General features: G+C 39.8%; 24 protein-coding genes. 21 read left to right on the top strand and 3 right to left on the bottom strand.

Annotation, left to right across the window (positions count from 1 at the left end; genetic code table 11):
* The first annotated feature begins 151 nt into the window (after positions 1–151).
* The 7 genes from A361_RS18845 to A361_RS18815 all read left to right on the top strand — a co-directional run bounded on the left by A361_RS18845 (position 152) and on the right by A361_RS18815 (position 6714).
* Positions 152–1789 carry a YceG family protein gene (locus tag A361_RS18845; protein ID WP_051005529.1) on the top strand — a complete coding sequence of 546 codons (1638 nt, stop codon included), beginning with the start codon at positions 152–154 and terminating at the stop codon, positions 1787–1789.
* 2 nt (positions 1790–1791) lie between these two features.
* Complete coding sequence (locus A361_RS18840; protein WP_019379718.1) at positions 1792–2898, top strand: toxic anion resistance protein; 1107 nt, start codon at positions 1792–1794, stop codon at positions 2896–2898.
* 52 nt (positions 2899–2950) lie between these two features.
* Positions 2951–3562: a TerD family protein gene (locus A361_RS18835; RefSeq protein ID WP_019379717.1), complete on the top strand. Its 612-nt coding sequence runs from the start codon at positions 2951–2953 to the stop codon at positions 3560–3562.
* A 232-nt stretch (positions 3563–3794) separates the two neighbouring features.
* On the top strand, positions 3795–4496 hold the full coding sequence (locus A361_RS18830; RefSeq protein WP_019379716.1) for an anthrax toxin lethal factor-related metalloendopeptidase: 702 nt from the start codon (positions 3795–3797) through the stop codon (positions 4494–4496).
* 91 nt (positions 4497–4587) lie between these two features.
* Complete coding sequence (locus A361_RS18825) at positions 4588–5382, top strand: thymidylate synthase (protein ID WP_009332622.1); 795 nt, start codon at positions 4588–4590, stop codon at positions 5380–5382.
* Positions 5379–5864 carry a dihydrofolate reductase gene (locus tag A361_RS18820; protein WP_009332621.1) on the top strand — a complete coding sequence of 162 codons (486 nt, stop codon included), beginning with the start codon at positions 5379–5381 and terminating at the stop codon, positions 5862–5864. The genes A361_RS18825 and A361_RS18820 overlap by 4 nt, the downstream gene beginning before the upstream one ends.
* A gap of 118 nt (positions 5865–5982) precedes the next feature.
* Complete coding sequence (locus tag A361_RS18815; protein ID WP_019379715.1) at positions 5983–6714, top strand: lysophospholipid acyltransferase family protein; 732 nt, start codon at positions 5983–5985, stop codon at positions 6712–6714.
* A 53-nt stretch (positions 6715–6767) separates the two neighbouring features.
* On the opposite strand, the gene A361_RS18810 is transcribed toward A361_RS18815, so the two are convergent.
* Complete coding sequence (locus tag A361_RS18810) at positions 6768–7004, bottom strand: hypothetical protein (RefSeq protein ID WP_009332619.1); 237 nt, start codon at positions 7002–7004, stop codon at positions 6768–6770.
* A 172-nt stretch (positions 7005–7176) separates the two neighbouring features.
* On the opposite strand from A361_RS18810, the gene ilvA reads away from it, so the two are divergent.
* The 10 genes from ilvA (at position 7177) to A361_RS18760 (ending at position 16154) form a co-directional block, all read left to right on the top strand.
* A complete protein-coding gene (ilvA, locus tag A361_RS18805; RefSeq protein WP_009332618.1) occupies positions 7177–8445 on the top strand; it encodes a threonine ammonia-lyase IlvA in 1269 nt (422 codons plus the stop codon).
* A 145-nt stretch (positions 8446–8590) separates the two neighbouring features.
* Positions 8591–8788, top strand: coding sequence for a twin-arginine translocase TatA/TatE family subunit (locus tag A361_RS18800; RefSeq protein WP_009332617.1), 198 nt, complete (start codon positions 8591–8593; stop codon positions 8786–8788).
* A gap of 97 nt (positions 8789–8885) precedes the next feature.
* Positions 8886–9623: a twin-arginine translocase subunit TatC gene (gene tatC, locus A361_RS18795; RefSeq protein WP_009332616.1), complete on the top strand. Its 738-nt coding sequence runs from the start codon at positions 8886–8888 to the stop codon at positions 9621–9623.
* Positions 9624–9712: 89 nt separating this feature from the next.
* Complete coding sequence (locus tag A361_RS18790; RefSeq protein WP_019379714.1) at positions 9713–9964, top strand: DUF2535 family protein; 252 nt, start codon at positions 9713–9715, stop codon at positions 9962–9964.
* Between the two features lie 142 nt (positions 9965–10106).
* On the top strand, positions 10107–10952 hold the full coding sequence (locus A361_RS18785) for a DegV family protein (RefSeq protein ID WP_009332614.1): 846 nt from the start codon (positions 10107–10109) through the stop codon (positions 10950–10952).
* A 249-nt stretch (positions 10953–11201) separates the two neighbouring features.
* Positions 11202–12818, top strand: coding sequence for a sensor histidine kinase (locus tag A361_RS18780; RefSeq protein ID WP_026041551.1), 1617 nt, complete (start codon positions 11202–11204; stop codon positions 12816–12818).
* Positions 12819–12901: 83 nt separating this feature from the next.
* Positions 12902–13882 carry a nucleoside hydrolase gene (locus A361_RS18775; RefSeq protein WP_019379713.1) on the top strand — a complete coding sequence of 327 codons (981 nt, stop codon included), beginning with the start codon at positions 12902–12904 and terminating at the stop codon, positions 13880–13882.
* A gap of 158 nt (positions 13883–14040) precedes the next feature.
* A complete protein-coding gene (locus A361_RS18770) occupies positions 14041–14622 on the top strand; it encodes an SCO family protein (RefSeq protein WP_009332611.1) in 582 nt (193 codons plus the stop codon).
* 121 nt (positions 14623–14743) lie between these two features.
* Positions 14744–15583 (top strand): SGNH/GDSL hydrolase family protein, encoded by an 840-nt coding sequence (locus A361_RS18765; protein ID WP_019379712.1) that lies wholly within the window; start codon positions 14744–14746, stop codon positions 15581–15583.
* Entirely contained in the window at positions 15573–16154 is a 582-nt protein-coding gene (locus A361_RS18760; protein ID WP_009332609.1) for a YpmS family protein, read from the top strand. The genes A361_RS18765 and A361_RS18760 overlap by 11 nt, the downstream gene beginning before the upstream one ends.
* 57 nt (positions 16155–16211) lie before the next feature.
* Here the strand turns inward: A361_RS18760 and A361_RS18755 are convergent, their stop codons facing one another.
* Positions 16212–16970 carry a DUF4397 domain-containing protein gene (locus tag A361_RS18755; protein ID WP_019379711.1) on the bottom strand — a complete coding sequence of 253 codons (759 nt, stop codon included), beginning with the start codon at positions 16968–16970 and terminating at the stop codon, positions 16212–16214.
* 340 nt (positions 16971–17310) lie between these two features.
* Between A361_RS18755 and rsgA the strand changes: the two genes are divergently transcribed.
* The 4 genes from rsgA (at position 17311) to A361_RS18735 (ending at position 20009) form a co-directional block, all read left to right on the top strand.
* Positions 17311–18369, top strand: coding sequence for a ribosome small subunit-dependent GTPase A (gene rsgA, locus A361_RS18750; protein WP_009332607.1), 1059 nt, complete (start codon positions 17311–17313; stop codon positions 18367–18369).
* A gap of 147 nt (positions 18370–18516) precedes the next feature.
* On the top strand, positions 18517–19053 hold the full coding sequence (gene msrA, locus A361_RS18745) for a peptide-methionine (S)-S-oxide reductase MsrA (protein ID WP_009332606.1): 537 nt from the start codon (positions 18517–18519) through the stop codon (positions 19051–19053).
* Entirely contained in the window at positions 19053–19493 is a 441-nt protein-coding gene (msrB, locus tag A361_RS18740; protein WP_009332605.1) for a peptide-methionine (R)-S-oxide reductase MsrB, read from the top strand. Before msrA ends, msrB begins: the two co-directional genes overlap by 1 nt.
* A gap of 18 nt (positions 19494–19511) precedes the next feature.
* Positions 19512–20009: a PTS sugar transporter subunit IIA gene (locus A361_RS18735; protein ID WP_019379710.1), complete on the top strand. Its 498-nt coding sequence runs from the start codon at positions 19512–19514 to the stop codon at positions 20007–20009.
* A 46-nt stretch (positions 20010–20055) separates the two neighbouring features.
* Here A361_RS18735 and A361_RS18730 read toward each other — a convergent pair whose 3' ends face one another.
* The gene (locus tag A361_RS18730) at positions 20056–20655 is read right to left on the bottom strand and encodes a DUF502 domain-containing protein (RefSeq protein ID WP_019379709.1); all 600 of its coding nucleotides are present in this window, start codon (positions 20653–20655) and stop codon (positions 20056–20058) included.
* Between the last annotated feature and the right edge of the window lie 21 nt (positions 20656–20676).

Here is a 20676-nt window from a genome sequence, read left to right as displayed (position 1 = left end):
CATTTTAGAAATAGGCTGTATTCCTATGATATGATGGTAATAAGTTTACATATTTTTTCCCGTGTCATTATCCGGGAACTGAAACGCCATTTTTGAATGAAATGATAAGAATGCATCTTTCGCTCATAGAGGGAAGGGATATAAATTGAACTTGTCGTACAGTCAAATTAAAAATCACATTATAAAGATTACACATGAGAATTGGACCTCACACTTAACAAAGCCTAATCAAGAGCGTGACAGTTACAGAGAGGAACAGCAAACTTTGCATATTGGCCAGATTGTTGCCAGGTTTCTCGGAGTTCCGCTTGATGAAGATGAATATTATAATCGTCTTTTTGACCTTATTCACACAGAGAATGCAGGGCTGCTTCTTTTGAGTGAAGAACATCTGGATAAAACCATTAATAATCAGCATTTCCAGGCGATACAAAAAGTCCTGAACATTAACCAGGAACAGGATTTATCCATAAACCGCTTTGCTGCTTTCCTTGATGGGGAACAGCTGCTGCTTAAATCATCCTCACCTTCTATGCACAGGAAGATTAGAGAAGCGATGATCAGTATGCTGAAACTTTTTTCTGAACATGAACCAGCCGGATTAAAAAACCAGGATATCCGAAGAGTGCTTGTAGATGTGATTAAGTGGTCCACTAACCATTTGGGCACAGAACTTAAAGATATTGACCCTAAAAGGGCCATGCCAAAAATCCTATGGTACGGTAATGGGAAAAAGAGTCATTTTTATTTTTTGTATTACTTAATTCAAATCGGGTGCGATATTCTTTATTTTTCTCCTTCAGGGGAAGATCTTCCGGCAAAAATGGGGCCGGTTGGTCAGGAATCTTTTGTCCATCATTACCCTGAAAAGAAAAAGCCAGAGCCTTTTCCGCAAGAAAAGAGAAGAAGGAGTGCTACAGTTGCCTATAGAGCATCCAGGGAAATAGAAACCATCCTTAACCATGAGGGATCAGGACTTTATAAGCCCTGGCAGCTGCGGGATTATACACCTTCCTCTGTTACTTTGAAAACCACTTATGATGAGCTCTTTATTTTAATTAAAGAGAAAGCCATGATCCGCCCAAACTTCCAGGTGAAAGAAGGGAGGGTCATGATACCTTCCGTATTTTCAAAAATCCAGGGTGTAAGCAGGAACCGCAAGGAATACTGGGATCGAATACAAACAATCAGCCAGTATGATGAAAGTTTGCTGATAAGGAGATTTCCTTTTACAAATAGCGTCAACAATGATTTTCGGTTCCATTATCGGAATGCACTTGACAGGGAAGGAAAGCTTGATCCTGAAAAAATCATTGCAGGGCACTATTGGAGGTATCAGCAGCTTCCTGGCGGCCTGCAAAATGGAATTGCAATGGCGATTAGAAATATGTGTGAACGTCCGCGTATAAAGCCGCTTTCCGGTGAAGCGGAAGATGAATTGAAGATTTATCTATTTAGCCAAAGCCTGCAAATTCCGCCGAGCATTCTAAAATTAATGCAGCAATTTGATTATTCGCAGGAAGTCCCTAAGATTATCCTCTATAACAACGAGCTGAACGGGACGATGGTAAGATCGGATGCCGCTCTTCTTTTGCTGCTTAATCAGTTTGGACTGGATATTGTATTGTATAATCCGCCGGGCCATAACGACATTGAAAACTTCATTGAGGAAGATTTATATGATGTCCATTGGCTTGAGGATGTTGTTTTTGAACAGGAATTTAAGGAGCCATCTTTTCTAAAGAAGGTTCTCTTTCAAGGAATATTAAAAAATTTAAAGGGTGATTGAAAATGAATCCGACTAACGCAACAGATTTGAATTTAACAGCCCAGGTGCAGGATGACAAATTAACCGAAAATAAGGTATCAGAAATTAAGCTTGCTTTAAGGCAGGAGCCTGAGGTGCAAAATTTGGCCAGGTCCATCGATGAGAAGGACCAAATTCAAATACTTGAATTCGGTAAAGAGCCTGCAGTCCAGATTTCCCGCTTTTCCGATCAGATACTGAGCAACATGAGAACAACCAAGGTTGAAGATTCAGGTGAGCTTTTAAAGCAGCTCGGCAGAATTATGGACAAATTTGACAAGAAGGATTTCGAGCAGGGATCAAAAGGGATCTTTGGCAAGCTTTTCAAGCGCGGTGAAAAGATGATTGAAAAGCTTTTCGGGAAATATCAGACAATGGGCGCGGAAATTGATAAGGTTTATGTTGAAATTTCCAAATACCAAAGTGAAATGGTTGATTCCACATCCATGCTTGAACAAATGTATGAGCAAAATTATCAGTACTATCTGACGCTCGAAAAATATGCTGTGGCAGGACAGCTGAAAGCCGACGATTTAAAAGCCCATCAGCTTCCTCAGCTGGAAGAAAGGGCAGCCCGGGGGGATCAAATGGCTTCGATGCAGCTGGATACGTTAAGAAATGCCATCGAACTGCTGGAGCAAAGAGTCTATGATCTTGAAATGGCTAAAATGGTTGCCCTTCAAACTGCACCGCAAATCCGGCTGCTGCAGCGAGGCAATACTAAGCTGATCGGGAAGATTAATTCTGCATTCGTTACTACGATTCCAATTTTTAAGAATGGCCTGATTCAGGCAGTGGCAGCAAAGAGACAAAAACTTGTTGCAGATTCAATGAGCGAGCTGGACAGACGAACAAATGAAATGCTTGTGCGCAATGCCCAGAATATTTCTAATCAAAGCGCTGATATCGCAAGATTGGCAGGCGGTCCGAGCATTAAGATAGAAACCATTGAGGAATCCTGGAATATCATCATGAAAGGTATGCAGGAGACAAAATCAATAGAAGAAGAAAACAAGCGTTTACGGCAAGAAGGAACCAGGAGACTGGAACAGCTGCAGGACAATTTTAAAAAAATGAAGCAGCAGGGTTAGGCAGCTGCTCATTTTAAAATAAAATATAAATAATTGATGAGGTGGAATTGATATGGCAATAAATCTTCAAAAAGGCCAGCGTGTTGACTTAACTAAAGGAAATCCCGGATTATCTAAAATTATGGTAGGATTAGGCTGGGATCCAGTACAAAAAAGCGGAGGCGGCGGTCTTCTGGGATCTTTATTCGGAGGCGGCGGCGGTGCAAATATCGACTGCGATGCTTCTGTTATCATGCTTGGTGAAAATGGAAAGCTTAAGAGTAATAAAGATGTTATATATTTCGGTAATTTAAAAAGCAGCGATGGAAGTGTACAGCATTCCGGGGACAATCTTACCGGAGCGGGAGATGGAGACGACGAGCAGGTAATGGTTGATTTAAGCAGAGTGCCGGCACACGTTCACAAAATGGTTTTTGTTGTAAATATCTATGATAGTGTAAAAAGAAAGCAGCATTTTGGCATGATTCAGAATGCATTCATCCGTGTCGTTAACTCTGGAAATAATCAAGAATTGATTAAATATAATCTTACAGATGATTACAGCGGAAAAACTAGTTTAATTGTCGGTGAGATTTATCGCCATGGAGGCGATTGGAAGTTTGCTGCAGTTGGCACTGGAACGGCTTCTCCAGGCCTATCAGATGTTGTGCGTTCATATTCTTAATAAAGATATTCATTGGCAGGGCCCGAATTTATTCGGGCCCTTTTTGAATTTTCATTTAATTTTCCCATCATTTGTTTCCTTCAACTTCTTCATTCGTATGTTATAATTTTAATAGATTAACAGAACGGTTAAAAATTTTTTCTCCATTCAGGCAGTTCCGCAGCTTAGACACTTCAAAGAGCTCTGTTGCCCGTAAATTATACATCTTAGATTAGCAGAAGGGGCTTTTAAAATGCGCAAAATGGCACTGACATTTACAATCATGATGGTTTCCCTTGCACTGCTGGGGAACTCTCAGGCTGCCATGGGCGGGATCAAACTAAAAGATTATCCGAATTCCTCCCAGCTTAAAGAGTTTCTCAGTTTAAAATCTCCACGACAGCTTGGCGGCATTTTTATATTGCCGCTCGAACCTTTTGATGAGGGGGAGGCTGCAGAAATGATTTCCCGGGTGGATAATCTGCCAGCTTCCCTGCTGACCAAAATAGAGGATGAAGATATCAGGGTGAAATTATTCGTAGGAAAGCTTACTGATAATCCTACAGCCCAGCACCTTGAAGGGGTAATTCCCCGCGGCTATACAGGGGGTACCACTTGGGACGATGTCCCGGGGATTGGCGGGGCAAAAACAGTCCTTGTTAAAATAGGCTACAGTGAGAAGGGGAAAGGCCATGGATCCATTAACCTGGAACTTCATGAACTTGCCCATTCTGTTGATCGCTATGTTTACAATGGCATCCGATTTAATCAGAAGTTTCTCTCTGTCTGGAAAGCTGAGAAAGCTAAATTGTTCCCGGGTCAAAACTATTTTCTATCCTTCCCTGAAGAATATTTCGCTGAGGCTTTTGCCATGTATTTTGCAGGCGGGGAATCCAGGAAATCATTAAGTGTGAATGCTCCGAAGACCTATGATTTTATAAACAAATTAAACTAATTTCACCGTATTCTCTTAATTTTTATCCGATGTGAAATTTACGGAAATTCGTGTACAATAGCAATGAGTATTTAAAAAAGGTTGGGTTGAAATGAAACAATATTTGGATCTATGCAAGCATGTTTTGGAGAATGGGACAAAGAAAGAAGACCGCACTGGTACAGGGACAATAAGTACATTTGGCTATCAGATGCGCTTTAACCTGCAGGAAGGCTTCCCATTGGTTACAACAAAGAAATTGCATTTAAAATCCATTATCCATGAGCTGTTATGGTTTTTAAACGGTGATACCAATGTAAAATACCTTCAGGAGAATGGTGTGCGAATCTGGAATGAATGGGCTGACGAGGAAGGCAATCTTGGGCCGGTATATGGTCATCAATGGAGATCATGGACAGGTGCCGATGGAAATACAGTTGATCAGATTAGCAGCCTGATTGACCAGATTAAAACAAATCCTGATTCCCGCCGGCTGATAGTAAATGCCTGGAACGCAGGAGAGATAGAAAAAATGGCTTTGCCGCCTTGCCACTGCATGTTCCAGTTTTATGCAGCAGATGGAAAGCTTTCCTGCCAGCTTTATCAGAGATCTGCGGATGTTTTTCTCGGGGTTCCGTTTAATATTGCTTCCTATGCTTTACTGACTATGATGGTTGCACAGGTGTGCGATCTGGAGCCTGGTGAATTCGTACATACTTTCGGAGATGTGCATATTTACCAGAATCATATTGACCAGGTAAACCTCCAGCTGAGCCGTGATCCCCGGCCGCTTCCAAAAATGATCATTAATCCGGATGTGAAAGATATTTTCAGCTTTAAGTTTGATGATTTCCAGCTGGAAGACTATAATCCCCACCCTCATATTAAAGGAGTTGTCAGTGTATGATTTCTTTAATGTGGGCAATGGATGAGAATCGAGTGATCGGCAAGGATAATAAACTTCCCTGGCATCTGCCTGAGGATTTAAAGTTCTTTAAAAGAACTACGATGGGACATCCGATTGCCATGGGACGAAAAACCTGGGATTCAATCGGAAGACCTCTGCCGGGGAGAGAGAATATTGTTATTACCCGGAATAAATCCTTTTCCTGTGAAGGATGCACAGTTGTAAATACGGTTGAAGAGCTTCTGAAGTACAGCGGTGTAAAGGAAGATGAAATCTTCGTCATTGGCGGTGCCGAGATTTTTAAAGCCATCCTTCCTGCAGCAGATCGTCTCTATTTGACTATGATTTATGACCAATTTGCAGGAGACACATACTTTCCGGAATTAGACATGTCAGAATGGGATCTCCTTTCAAGGGAGAAGGGCACCAGGGATGAAAAAAATCCATATGATTTTGAATTCCTCATTTATAAAAGAAAATAATCTTAAAAGCAGCTCGCTCCGGCGGGCTGCTTTGTTTTTATCATTTATTCTGTAAACATATAGTGAAAGGAACCTGATTATTATATAATGTAAACCATCCCAAGATCTGGAGGTCATTATGCTTCGATTAATAATCTTTTTTCTGTATATGGGCGGATATTTGGTTTATAGCCTGCCTGCACTAACCCGAATGAGGAAACTGAATGCTGCGCTCCCTGTTGAGGAACGAGACCGCATTATCCATAAAGTGCCGCAGAAGTGGTCCAGGACAATTATGAAAATCTCAGGCTCTCAAGTGAAAGTTAAGGGGCAGGAATTGATTCCGGGCGGACCTGTTGTCATTGTTTGCAACCATGAAGGGGATTTTGATATTCCAGTCCTTCTTGCATCTATTGATAAACCTTTTGGTTTTATTTCAAAAGTTGAAGTTAAGAAAGCACCCATTATCTCTTCATGGATGGAAGTCATGAACTGTGTTTTTATTGATCGCAGCAATCGCAGCAAGGCTGTCAATTCTTTAAAGGATGCTGCATTACTATTAAGGCAGGGGCACTCTCTCCTGATTTTTCCGGAAGGAACCAGAAGCAAGGGCGGTCAGGTAGCGCCTTTTAAGGTGGGCGGATTCAGGCTTGCACAGGATGCAGGTGTTCCGATTGTGCCAATTTCCATTAAAGGGACAGCTGATGTGTTTGAAAAGAATGGGAGGCTCATAAAGCCGGCTAAAATAGAAATCCAGGTGTGTAAGCCTGTGAATTCCAGGATCGTTCAAAATATGGAAGCAAAGTTTCTTGCGCAGGAAGTAAGAGAAATAATCTGCAGCAGCCTTACAGGCAAGAAGATCGCGTCATAAGAAGAAGGCCCCTTTCAGTCAGGGGCCTTATTTAAATTATGCGGTTAATTAAATTAGAAATTGGGATTCACTAAATAATCTGTCATTTTCTGAATCATTCCGTGGTATTCTTTGGGATCGCAAAACTCTTCTGCTGTAAAGTTGGTTTTCACCCATTGTATTAATTCGTCAGCACTGTTGAAGTACTCTCCGCTCGTGTCGCTTTTCCGAATCATATACCTGCCGTTATCTTCATCCAATGTTACTTCTACAGGCAAAGCGCTATCCAGACTGCATAAAGAAAACTCCATTCCGGCACCCCTTTGAGATATAAATTAGCTTTTGCTTATTATATGTCAGTTTCAGCGATTTCTATCCTTAAAATAATTCGAAAAATGTAAATTTTAAAAAAACCCGATTGAAATCATGATTTGTCATGGTATAATGTACAAATTAATAACTTGTAAAGAAGAGGGTGGCAAAATGGAACAGAAGGTAATGACAAAAAAATGGGTGCAGTTGGAAGATATTTTGATTGCATACCAGCAGCTAAAGGATATTGTTGCCCATACACCTTTACAGAAAAATGAACGTCTATCAGAAAAGTATGGGTGCAATGTCTATCTGAAAAGAGAAGATCTTCAGCATGTCCGCTCATTTAAATTAAGAGGTGCCTACTATAAAGTTAAATCTTTAACTGCGGTGGAGCTGGAAAATGGTGTTGTCTGTGCAAGTGCTGGGAACCATGCACAGGGAGTTGCCTATGCATGCAGGCATCTTGGCGTCCAGGGAAAAATTTTTATGCCGGCAACCACACCGAGACAAAAAGTAAGTCAGGTGGAGCTGTTTGGGAGGGACTCAGTGGAAATCATTCTCGTAGGAGATACCTTTGATGATTCCTATTACGAAGCTCTTAAATGTGCAGAGGCGGAAAGCAGGGCATTTATTCACCCATTTGATGATCAAATGGTGATTGCAGGACAAGGGACAGTAGCGGTGGAAATCCTTAACGACTGTGAAGAGCCTGCAGATTTTGTTTTTGCGAGTATTGGCGGAGGCGGATTAATGGCCGGACTGAGCACTTACATAAAAAGTATATCACCGGAAACACAGATGATTGGAGTAGAACCGGCAGGAGCACCATCGATGAGTGAATCTATCAGGGCTCAAGCAGTAGCGCCTCTCGAGGAAATTGATAAGTTCGTAGATGGAGCGGCAGTAAAATGTGTCGGTGAAAAAACCTATGAAATCTGCAATGAGCTTGTTGATGATATTTTCATGGTGCCTGAAGGGAAAGTGTGTACGACGATCCTTGAATTATATAATGAGCATGCGATTGTGGCTGAGCCTGCAGGTGCGCTGCCAATAGCCGCACTTGATATGTGCAGGGAGCAAATTAAAGGAAAGAATGTCGTATGTGTGATCAGCGGCGGCAATAATGATATTGGACGAATGCAGGAAATAAAAGAGAGGTCCTTGCTTTATGAAGGCCTGCTTTACCACTTTATTGTGAATTTCCCTCAGCGTGCCGGAGCATTAAGAGAGTTTCTTGACGAGGTTCTTGGCCCGGCAGACGATATTACACGTTTTGAGTACACGAAGAAAAATAATAAAGAAAATGGTCCAGCCCTTGTGGGAATTGAGTTAAAGCATAAAGAGGACTATAGTGACCTCATTTTAAGAATGAATAAAAAAGGATTTTCATACAAAGAGATAAACAAAGACAGTAACCTTTTTCATCTGCTGGTATAAGCACCCGGATGACTTGGCAGCTTCATATTATTTACTATGATTTGTGACTGAAATATGAATTTTGATGATATCTGTGACATTTCCTTTGAAAAGTACTATAATCGTATTAGATTCAGATGGGAAGTACTTAAAAGGAGATGTGAATATGCTTTCAAATATTGGTGTTCCGGGATTAATTTTAATCCTTGTTTTAGCGTTAATCATATTCGGACCAAAAAAACTGCCGGAAATTGGCCGTGCTTTTGGTGAAACACTTAGAGAATTCAAAAAATCCACCCGTGATTTAACGAGTGACGTAATGGAAGAATTTGAACAGGATTCTAAGAAAAAAACGGTTAAATAAGGTGTAAGGATATACTTCTTGCACCTTTTTGTTTTGGTTTCAGATACAGCAGGCTGGGCCATAGCCTGGTTTTTTATAAAATTAGCAGGAGAATTATATGGAAGAAAAAGAGTTAAATTTAGTCGAACATCTAGATGAATTAAGAAAAAGACTCATTATAACGGCATCAGCATTTATCCTGTTTTTTATTGCAGGCTTTGTTTTTGTGGAGGATATTTATAAATGGCTGGTAAGAGACCTGGACGTCAAATTGATTGTCCTGGGTCCAAGTGATATTATCTGGGTTTACTTTATGCTTGCTACGGTCATTGCAGTTGCAGGAACAATTCCCGTTCTGGCTTTGCAGATTTGGCTTTTTGTCAAGCCTGCCCTGACAGCCGCTGAGCGGAAGATTTCTCTTTCTTATGTGCCGGCGCTTTTTATATTGTTCATTATCGGTCTTTGCTTTGGCTATTTTGTCATTTTCCCCACAGTATTGAGTTTTCTTGTTGAATTGGGTGGAGAAATGTTTGAGGCTAATTTCACTGCGGATAAATATTTCCGCTTTGTCCTAAATATGACTTTGCCTTTTGGAGTTTTGTTTGAACTCCCTGTAGTCATCATGTTCCTGACTTCGCTTGGAATCATTAATCCTTATGTGCTTACTAAAATCAGGAAGTATGCTTATTTTGTCCTTGTCGTGATTTCAGTTGTTATATCACCTCCTGACTTCATGTCTGATATTCTTGTCACTATTCCATTGCTTCTGCTTTATGAAATAAGCATCAACTTATCTAAAATTGTTTACAAAAGAAAGCTGAAAAAGGCAGAGAATTCAGGAGAGGCATCTTCTTAAAAAAATTAATCAGATAGCATAATCAGACACATTTCGAGCCGTATTTGGGGTATAATATAAACAAACGGGTGAAAAAGAGGATTGATATTTTGCTATTTAAAAGCCTAGAGTTCAAAAATGCTGTTGGACAGAAGGTAAAAATTATTGAAATTCCTGTATTGGCAAAAGATAGCCCTTATTATTTTATGATCCAAGTCCGTTTGAAAACTTTTATTGCGGCCACTAACGCCAATGAGAAAACACTTAAGAACCATTCATTTAGAGAATATCTAAAGCGAGTTTTAAAGTGGCCCGTCTATGAAGAGATTTTTAAGACTCCAGAATTAAAAAATAACGCTTAACAACTTTGATGCCGGCAGCCAGCCGGTATTTTTTTGGCCACTTGAGGAGGAGAAATACAGGCTTTATATTTATCGCTTTATTTGTATTTTGCTTAAATGTATAATATGAACTAATTGTTAATCCAGGGGAAGTGAAAGCATAATGGCTAAAATTAAAATTGTAACAGATTCTACAGCTGACCTATCCAGCGAATTGATTGAAAAATTCGATATTGAAGTTGTCCCGCTATCTATTCACATAGAAGGTAATACATACTTGGACCGGGTTGATATTACTCCATCTGAATTCATGAGAAAAATGAAAGAAGCGGACGAGTTGCCTAAAAGCTCCCAGCCTCCTGCAGGAGTATTAGCTGAGGTGTATGACAGGTTTGGTGACCAAGGCTATGATATTCTCTCTATTCATATGACTGGCGGAATGAGCGGTACTGTTCAATCAGCAGAAAGTGCAGCAGCTATGTCACATGCAAATGTTACAGTGGTTGATTCAAGATATATATCCAAAGCACTGGCTTTTCAAGTATTGGAGGCTGCAAAAATGGCCAGCGAAGGGAAAAGTATTCAGGAAATTGTCAGCCGGCTGGAAACCATTCGCAGTAATACTAAATTATTTGTAGTAGTAGATACGCTGGAAAATCTTGTGAAAGGCGGAAGAATCGGCAAAGGCAAGGCCATGATCGGGTCCTTGCTGAATATAAAACCAATTGCCTCGCTTGAAGGCGGTGTATACACACCAGTTGCCAAAGTAAGAAGCCATACCCAGGTGGCCAAGTATTTGGCCAAGCAATTTGCAGAGGATATCAAAGGGAAAACAATAAAAGGTGTAGGCCTTGTCCATGCAGAAGGCATTGAGTTAGCTTCTAAACTGAAGAAAATGATTGAAGAGCTGGATGCTGCTGCAGAAATTGAAATCGAAGAAACAACTCCAATTATCAGTACACATACGGGACCAGGAGCAATTGGATTTATGTATCATCTGGAAGATTAATAAAACGGACGCATGGCTATCAGGCTATGCGTTTTTTTGCAGTTTAGGAATTTATAAAATATAACGATGTGAATAACTTTGATGAAAAATTATCTGCATCCAGCTCCTACCCGATCAAGGGCCTTCCGTTTTTGACCAGGATATAAATGCTGCACTTTTAAAACTTTGGCGTTTTTAGAGGATTTCAGCAGAATTTTGCCGAAAAAGGTTAGATAGCTACTTAGAATATAAGGAATCGGTGACTGCTATATGAAGGATCAAATAAAAAATCTGCCTTTGTTCAGAAAAGTACTGTTATTCTCCTTCCTCATTTCTATCTTTGTCACAGTTTTTACAGCAGGCATCAGCTTTATGGTTGAAACCCGGCATCTGGAGAAGCAGCTTACAGATAGAGTGACTGACATGGCTTCTCTTTGGAGCTCTGTTATAGAGTACAAAGATGTTGAAAAAGTAAAGGAATATCAGGATCCGTCCGATCCGGCTTATAAAAGGCTGCAACATGTTATTTCATTGGTAAATGAAAAGGCAGCCTATTCAAATGCTTCACTGCTGATGCCGGAAAAAAGTGATGATAACTCGGTAAAGTTATTAGTAACTTCCAAAAGCTCTAAAGAAATGGGCCTGGAATCATTTTCATTTTATTCGGCAAGTGACGATTTTATAGATGGTTTAACGGAAGCTGTGCAGAAGAGAAGTACTGCATCCAGTAAGGTTTATCAGGATCAGTTTGGCACCTGGATTTCTGCCTTTTCACCTATTGTGGACTCTAAAGGAAATATTATTGCCATATTATGTATCGATATTGATGCTGCTGTGCTGAAATCGATTCAAAGAGATTTAGCCCTTTATTTATCAGGCTTATTTTTAATCATTATCTTTTTAGTATATTTTGTTTTGAAACGGGGTCTTAAAAAAGTATTAGAGCCAATTAATGATATTATTTCAGGTTTTAAAGAAGTCAGCAGCGGTAACTTTAACGTAAAGTTAAAGCCTTCTAATCAAGCAGATTTAGGCATTCTTTCAGAGAGATTTAACTTTATGACCACCCGGCTGGCTATCCTTTTTGAAAGACTGTCTGCCACTTCCGAGCAATTTGGGACAGTGCCAAGGAATACTCCCTCTTCACATCGCTTTGAAGAAGCAATAGGGGAAATGGAGCATATCATGGAAAGGACAAAGATTCTTAAAGAGCTGCAAAGAGCTGAAAAGATGAACGCAATTGGCCAGCTTGCTGCTTCGGTGGCACATGAAATCAGAAACCCAATGACGGTAGTAAAAGGATTTCTACAAATTTTTTTGGCTAAGGAAGAAATGACCGAAGAAGAAAAAATGTACATAAAGCTTATGATTGATGAGATGGATAGGGCGGAAACAATCATAAATGATTATTTATCCCTTGCCAAACCTGATATAGAACAAGTAGAGGCAATTAATGCCGGAGAACTTGCTGCCGGTGTAATTGATCTAATGAACTCTTATGCCATGATGTCAAAAAATATATCTGTTGCTTCCGAGATATCTGAAGGTATATGGATACAAGGGAATGCCAGTGAGTTAAAGCAGGTTTTGATCAATATTTATAAAAACGGCATTGAAGCCATGAAAAATGGGGGCTGTTTGTCACTTTCGGTATCCACTGAAGGTATATATGGTGTTTTTGAAATTTCTGATACCGGGATTGGTATGACAAGAGAAGAAATGGATAGATTGGGAACCGCTTTTTATTCTTTGAAAGAAAAGGGAACTGGGATGGGCCTGCTGGTATGCTACCAAATTGTCGACCGGATGAAGGGACGTATTGAGGTTAATAGTGAAAAAGGAAAAGGAACGGTATTCCGGATATTCATTCCGCTGGCAATTGATTAGATTTATAGAGCTTTATCCTGTAATTGAAAATATTTGCCATTCTTGTTTATCCCCCGAATAAAATGAATTATGGGGGTGTAGGGTTGAAGAAAAAAAATGTCCTTTTATTCAGTGACTTTGGAATAGATGATTTTGTTGCGGTGATCTTTGCCTTTTTCTCAGAAGAAATCAATATCGTGGGGATTGTTGCTGATTATGGAAATGTATCAAGGGAAGATGCCATCCGAAATGCTGCATACCTGCAAGAAGTAACTGGACACAAGGAAATTCCTGTATTCAGCGGAGCTGTTTTGCCATTAACCGGGGAAGTTCCGGTGTATTATCCTGACGTCCACGGTATAGAGGGACTCGGCCCGATTGTGCCGAATCTGGAGAATTCCAATGACATATTTGAAAATTTTGATGATTTCAAAGGCCTGATCCAGAAGTATGAAAATGATATAATTATAGTAAATGTAGGCAGGCTTTCATCACTGGCTGCGGCATTTATTCTTTACCCTGGACTCATGAGTAAAGTCAGTGACTTTTACATAATGGGAGGGGCATTTAATGTTCCTGGCAATGTGACTCCGGTAGCTGAAGCAAATTTTTATGGTGATCCATATGCGGCCAATGTCGTGTTTGCGAATGCACCGAAGAAAATTCATATTCTTCCTTTGGATGTAACGATGTCTGCAATCATTACACCAGCTGTTGTCGACGCCCTTGATGCTTATTATCAGTCTGTACAAAATAAAGTAGGCTTGCTTATTAAGCCTATGGTTGATTATTATTTTCATTTTTATAAAGGAACCTCCCCTGGCATAAGCGGCAGTCCCCTGCACGATTTGTTAACCTTTTGGGCAATGCTAGAAGAAGCTGAAATTCAATATATGGAAGTCCCGGTAAAAATAATTGTCAACAGAGGGGAGGCGTTCGGCCAGAGCATTGGAGATTTTAGGAATGCACCTCCTGAAGATAAGATGAAATACCGGATTCATCGGATTGCTGTACAATTTAATTATTCAAGTTTTATCAGGAAATTTTATGAGATAATGACCAATCATAAAACGAAAACACCCTAAAAGGAAAAATGTGTTTATGCGGATGCTTCCGGCTTATCCCGCTATTTCTTAAAAAAGAGGCAAAAGCTTCTATTCACAAGTTTGTCACAAGTACTTCTTTCTTCTTTCAAGAATATTTGCTAAAATTAGCATCGTAACTAATTAAAGCAGGTGAATGTATGAGAAAAAGAGTTTTTGCCATTATCGTTTCAGTTTTTATGCTTTTAGTCCTTTCAGCATGTGGACAGAGTGGCATAAAGGATGCGTTAAACTGGGAACTTGCAGATTTTAAGTATACAAATCAGGACAATCAGGAAATTGGTTTAAAGGATCTTGAAGGCAAGGTATGGGTTGCGGACTTTATTTTTACTAACTGTGAAGATGTATGTATGCCAATGACAGCTAATATGAAGAAGCTTCAGGATTTGGCTAAGAAGGAAGGCATTAAAAATATCGAATTTGTTTCTTTCAGTGTTGACCCCAAGGTTGATACACCGGAGGTATTAAAGGAATTTGCATCAACATACAATGCAGATTTCACCAATTGGCATTTTCTGACCGGCTATTCCCAGGAAGAAATTGAAAAGTATGCTATGGAATATTTCAAAGCCATTGTGAAAAAGCCGCAAACAGGCGATCAGGTTATCCATGGAACTGATTTTTACCTTGTTGACCAGAACGGCAATGTAATGAAATATTATACCGGTCTTAATGAAATTCCATTAGATGAAATAATGAATGATATTAAAGCCTTGCAATAGACCTTGGAAAAGGTCTATTTTCTTTTCAGATAAGCCCGGGAACCTTCCGGGCAAAAGCTAATTCTTTTTAATAGTAAAGTACATGTTATAATATGATTGAATTATATAGGCAGGTGATAGTATGATAAAAAAATTCACCTTCATCTTTTTGATCATGCTTTTTCTCGCCTCCTGCAGTTCCTCAAACAACAGCGAAATCATTCATTCTGAAAAAGAATCTAAACTTGCACTTAAAGAGGAGATTCCCTTCGACTTTTTTCCAAGAAATATTACTGTTGCTGCAGTAGGGGACTCTTTAACCCAGGGGGTTGGAGACAGTACTGAACGCGGAGGCTACGTGCCATATCTTGAAATGTCACTGGAAAAAGACAAAAGTGTGCAAGACGCTGTTTTTTATAATTTTGGAGTAAGAGGCAATCGTTCCGATCAATTATTGAAAAAGCTAGGGACTGAAGAAGTAAAAGATGTTGTGAAGAGTGCAGACGCGGTTATCATAACCATTGGCGGAAATGATGTGATGAAAGTAGTCCGCGAGAATTTTTCAAACCTAAAGCTGAGAGCTTTTGTTAAGGAAAAGAAAAAATATGAGCAGAATCTGATTGATGTTTTAGATGCGATTAAAGAGGTAAACCCTAATAGTAAAATCATTTTAATAGGATTATATAATCCCTTCTTAAAATGGTTTTCCGAAATAACGGAAATAAATGATATTCTTGAAGATTGGAATGGCACAAGCCAGACAATATTAAAAAAGTATCCGGGAACCTATTTTGTTGAAATAGATGATATTTTCGAAAATACCGATGATAATCTTTTATATACAGACTATTTTCACCCAAATGACAAAGGATATGAATTAATAGCTGACCGAGTTCATCAAATCCTCACAGAAGAAGTTCTGAAAGAAATTCCGTATAAAAGGAAAGCAGAAGGAAATGGAGAGAAGATTATTGAAAGATAGCAAATGGAAAAAGCTGTTTTTTGCGCTGCTGGTCATTAATGCACTCATCTTAATTGTGCTGTTTATTTTTATCAGCATGCCGGCAGATGATGAAGGCTATACAGCGATCACCGAGAATAGTGATAATTATGTTCCTTTTAACATAAAAGCCAATAAAGAAGACTTGAATAGAGTCATTAACCACTATCTTGAAAAAGAAGGACTGACAGGGGCAATAGATTATAAAGTTCTCTTGAATGATGAAGTTGATTTATATGGCACAATCCCTTTTTTCAGCCAGGATTTGCAAATGAAATTATCATTTGAACCAGAAGCCTTGGAGAATGGGGATGTTGTCCTCCAGCAAAAGTCCATATCTGTAGGGCAGCTGAATCTTCCTGTATCACATGTCCTAAAGCTGGTAAAAGACCGCTACAAGGTTCCAGAAGGGGTCACAATCCAGCCGCAGAAAGAACGAATTTATGTGTCGCTGCAGGAGATGAAGCTGAAAAGTGATGTGAAAGTAAAAGTGGATGAATTTAATTTAAAGCAGGATGATATTCGTTTTACCCTTCTTGTGCCGGTTAAATGAGAAAAGGGAATCCTTTCGCAAAGGATTCCTTTTTCTGTTAATGGGTATTTGAACCCATTAGTCTGGAATCAGAATTGCTTCAAGCACAGGCTCATTGGCAACAGAACCTACAGCCAATAGGGTGTAAGCCTGGTCTGCTTGAAATTGCATCCGAGGAATTGCCAGGGCTACATTGGGGGTGCCTGATATCCTTGCTTCCAAGTCGACAGTCATTGGAGTTAAGGCCAGATATTTGCTTGCCTGCCTGAAAGCGATATTGGGAAAAACGACATCCCGGTTTTTTACGGCGATATCAACCGCAGGAGCATCAGCTGAAAGATGGGCAAATCTGACTTTTGTTTCTCCAGCAGGCACTTTATGGTGGTCTTCTAAAATAACAAGCTTTAATTTCGATGCAATTCCTGCGGCAGCAATTGTATAAGCCTTACCTGCGGCAGCAATGATTTTTCTGCTTAGAAGCGTGGACACCATATTGCCTGCTCGATATATGTCTATCTGATGCTTGCCGGCTGGCAGGGAAGCATAGCCGCTTGCTTCTTTATAGTGGAAGTCCTTCAAAATACGCGTACCGTCTACATAAATATCAACCTGACCGGCATCAGGTGAACCATGAAAGATCCGTACTTTTGCCTGCTGTCCCTCAGAAGGCTGCTGGTTTTGTGTCCGCATTATTTGAAAAGCCTGATTCAGGCAATGTAAATGTTTATAGTAATAAGCAATATGCTGTGCAGGATCAATATATTTAAAATACTGCGAAAGAAGATCATACTTAGCTGCTCTTTGGAAGTACCATTGCCGATTTCTCTCTGAAGCCATGCTTCTCCCTCCTAAATCTGCTCCAATAACATATGATTCTGACTGGATGAATGCCACATGGGGAAAATGAAGTAGAGAAAAAAATAGGCTTTACTTCTGGTGCAATATTCCATATAATATAAACAAATAAACGAAAGCGGGTGATGTGCTATGAAAAGAGAAATTTATGCAAATACGTTCATTGTAAAAAATTCAGGCACAGCCCAAATGGAGATCGTTTAATCGAGCGGAACAGTTAGTTTTCCACTGCTTATTGAACCTTGCATTATTAAACCATGGGCTGATTGCCTATGGTTTTTTGTATGTAAATTAAATTTCTATAAGCATGGAGGAACAAACATTGACAATCAATAAATTTGGATTTAATAACTTTTTTAAAGAGGCTTTTTCAGTGTATGAAGATAAAGATTATCAAATTGGCCGTGTTGCACTAGAGCATAAAAGAATGTATCGCGTTTGGACAGATAACTCTGAAATGCTTTGCGAAGTATCAGGGAAGTTTTCTTTCAGTGCATCTTCAAGGGAAGATTATCCAGCTGTCGGTGACTGGGTTGTCATCAAAGAAAGGGCAGGAGAACAGCGAGGGACGATTCATGCTGTCCTTCCAAGAAAAAGCAAATTTTCACGGAAAACTGCAGGGATGAATACTGAAGAGCAAATTGTAGCAGCCAATGTAGACACTATTTTCCTTGTTAATTCTCTTAACGAGGATCTTAATTTAAGGAGATTGGAACGTTATTTGCTTTTATCATGGGAAAGCGGGGCAAATCCTGTTATAGTTCTTACCAAGGCTGATCTTTGTGAAAATCTGGAGGATCAGCTTGCTGATGTGGATAGTGTCGCCATGGGTGTTCCTGTTATCTCAATCAGCGTCATTGAAGAGAAGGGAATAGACCAGCTTAAGCCTTTTTTAGAGCCAGGAAAAACAATCGCCTTACTCGGCTCTTCAGGCGTAGGGAAATCCACTCTTACAAATTACCTTCTTGGCGAGGATAAGCAAAAAGTCCAGGATATTAGGATTAGTGATGATAAAGGAAAGCATACAACTACCCATCGGGAGCTCATCCTGCTGCCTGACGGTGCCATATTAATTGATACTCCAGGAATGAGAGAGCTTCAGCTGTGGGAAAGTGAAAATGGGCTTTCTGAAAGCTTCACAGATATTGAGCAAGCCGCTGAAAACTGCAGGTTCAGGGACTGTACACATGAAAATGAGCCAGGCTGTGCTGTGCATAGGTTGATAGAGGATGGAGACATATCAGGGGAACGTCTTAACAGCTATAAAAAGCTTCTCAAGGAACTCGCTTATCTGGACAGAAAGCAGGATAAGAGAGCCCAATCTGAAGAACGCAAACGCTGGAAAAAAGTGAGTGCCGGGGCAAAGAACAAAAGAATGTGAAAATTCATAAACCTCAGAAACCTCTTCGCTAAAGAGGTTTCTTTTGCATATAAGGAATCTTTTCATTAATCTTATGTATATAGCTTTAAATTATCATTCTAAGGGAAAAAGTAAAAGATAGAAAAGTGCCGGAAAGAGGTGGAGTAAATGACAGAGAAACTATTTGAAAAGGCAACATTTGCAGGAGGCTGCTTTTGGTGTATGGTAAAACCTTTTGATGAACAGCCTGGAATTAAAGAAGTAATATCCGGATATACCGGAGGGAATGTAAAAAATCCTACTTACCAGCAAGTCTGTTCAGAAACGACTGGTCATTACGAAGCAGTTCAAATTACATTTGATCCTGTGGTTTTCCCATATGAAAAGCTTCTTGAACTATATTGGCAGCAGATTGACCCAACAGATGCAGGCGGGCAGTTCTATGATCGCGGCCAATCATATCAGACAGCGATTTTCTATCATAATGAAAAACAAAAGCAATCAGCAGTAGAATCCAAACAAAAGCTTGAAGAAACCGGACCATTTACGAAACCGATAGTTACCAGGATTCTGCCTGCTTCAGACTTTTATCCTGCAGAAGACTATCATCAGCATTATTACAAAAAAAATCCGGATAGATACAGTTCCTATCAAACCGGCTCTGGAAGAAAGGCATTTATTAATAAGCATTGGGGTGAAAGATAATGGCAAAAAATAGAGAAGATTTAAAGCAGAAACTTGATCCAATGCAATATGAAGTCACTCAGAATAATGGCACGGAGCCGCCATTCCGCAATGAATATTGGAATGAATTTAAAGAGGGAATCTATGTCGATATTGTTTCCGGCAAGCCTCTCTTCAGCTCAAAAGACAAGTATGACGCAGGATGTGGCTGGCCAAGCTTCACAAAGCCCATACAGGATGAAGAAATTGTGGAAAAAGAAGATCGCAGCCACTTTATGGTTAGAACGGAAGTGAGAAGCAAATCAGCCGATTCTCATCTTGGTCATGTTTTTGATGATGGGCCGGGACCTGAGGGCCTCCGTTATTGCATTAATTCTGCTGCACTAAGGTTTATTCCTAAGGAAAAACTGGAGGAAGAAGGCTATAAAGAATTTCTGCGATTATTTAATGATGCAAACTAAGAAATGGAAGGTGTTTTTATGTTTAAGAAATTATTTGGCAAAAAGGAAGCAGTTAAAGCAATTGAGGTTAAGGCTGCTTTGACAGGCACGGCAGTTAATCTGGAAGACGTGCCTGATCCTGTATTTGCAGAAAGAATGATGGGGGACGGTATTGCAATCGAACCTGCAGAAGGGGTGGTTGTTTCCCCGGTAAATGGAGAAGTAGTTCAAGTGTTTCCTACCAAGCATGCAATTGGCATTCGTGCTGAGAATGGTGCAGAGATTTTAATTCATATAGGCCTTGAAACGGTTTCGATGAAAGGGGAAGGGTTTGAGACCCATATTTCCGAAGGATCAAAGGTCAGTGAAGGGGATAAGCTTGTCACTTTTGATTTAGCTCTAGTTAAAGAAAAGGCAAAGAGCACTATCACTCCGATCATTGTCACTAATGGCGACCAGGTCGCTTCTCTTGAGAAGAGTGTGGAGGGACCTGTGGCTAGAGGGACATCTACGATTATGACTGTTACTGCAAAATAATTAGAAAAAGCCGCCTAATTTTTAGGCGGCTTTTTCTAATTATTTCTTAAAAACTCCGGTCCTTTTCCGGAACTCCCTTCGAGGTCATTCCTCCAGATAGAATAAATTTCATTGCATTTTCCGACTTAACATCTATGATCTCGATTTGATCCTTTGGTATTAAGAATGTGAAGCCGGCTACCTGGAAAGTCTGCGGAACATAGACAGCCGCATATTCCTTCAGCGGGTCATAAAATTCTTCCAATTCTTCTGAAGTAATAAACCCGAGACTCTTCATTTCGGTCCCAGGGATTGTAACCAATGCTACTTTTGAGAAAGATTTCTTTTCACCCAAGAAGGAATGGACAGTATCTTTAATGACTGTGTAAATCGTTTTAACAAGAGGAATTCTTTCCAGCATTCGATCCACAAGTTTAATAATGGAACCTGTAAGGAAATTGGTGGAAAGCCATCCTAATAAAGTAATCAGGATAAGTGTAGCTATTAGTCCGATTCCAGGGATATAATCATCTTTTAAATAAGGCTTTAAGAGATTCCCCAAAATGCTGTCTAAAAACAAAAAGGTTTTTACCACAACAAATATTGCTAAAATAATGGGCACAATTGTTAGAATCCCATTGATAAAATTCTTTAATAAACTTTTCATGAATTTCTCCTCAATCGAACG

Source organism: Cytobacillus oceanisediminis 2691 (assembly GCF_000294775.2).
Lineage (GTDB): Bacteria > Bacillota > Bacilli > Bacillales > Cytobacillaceae > Cytobacillus > Cytobacillus pseudoceanisediminis.
This window is presented reverse-complemented; position numbering and strand designations above follow the sequence as displayed.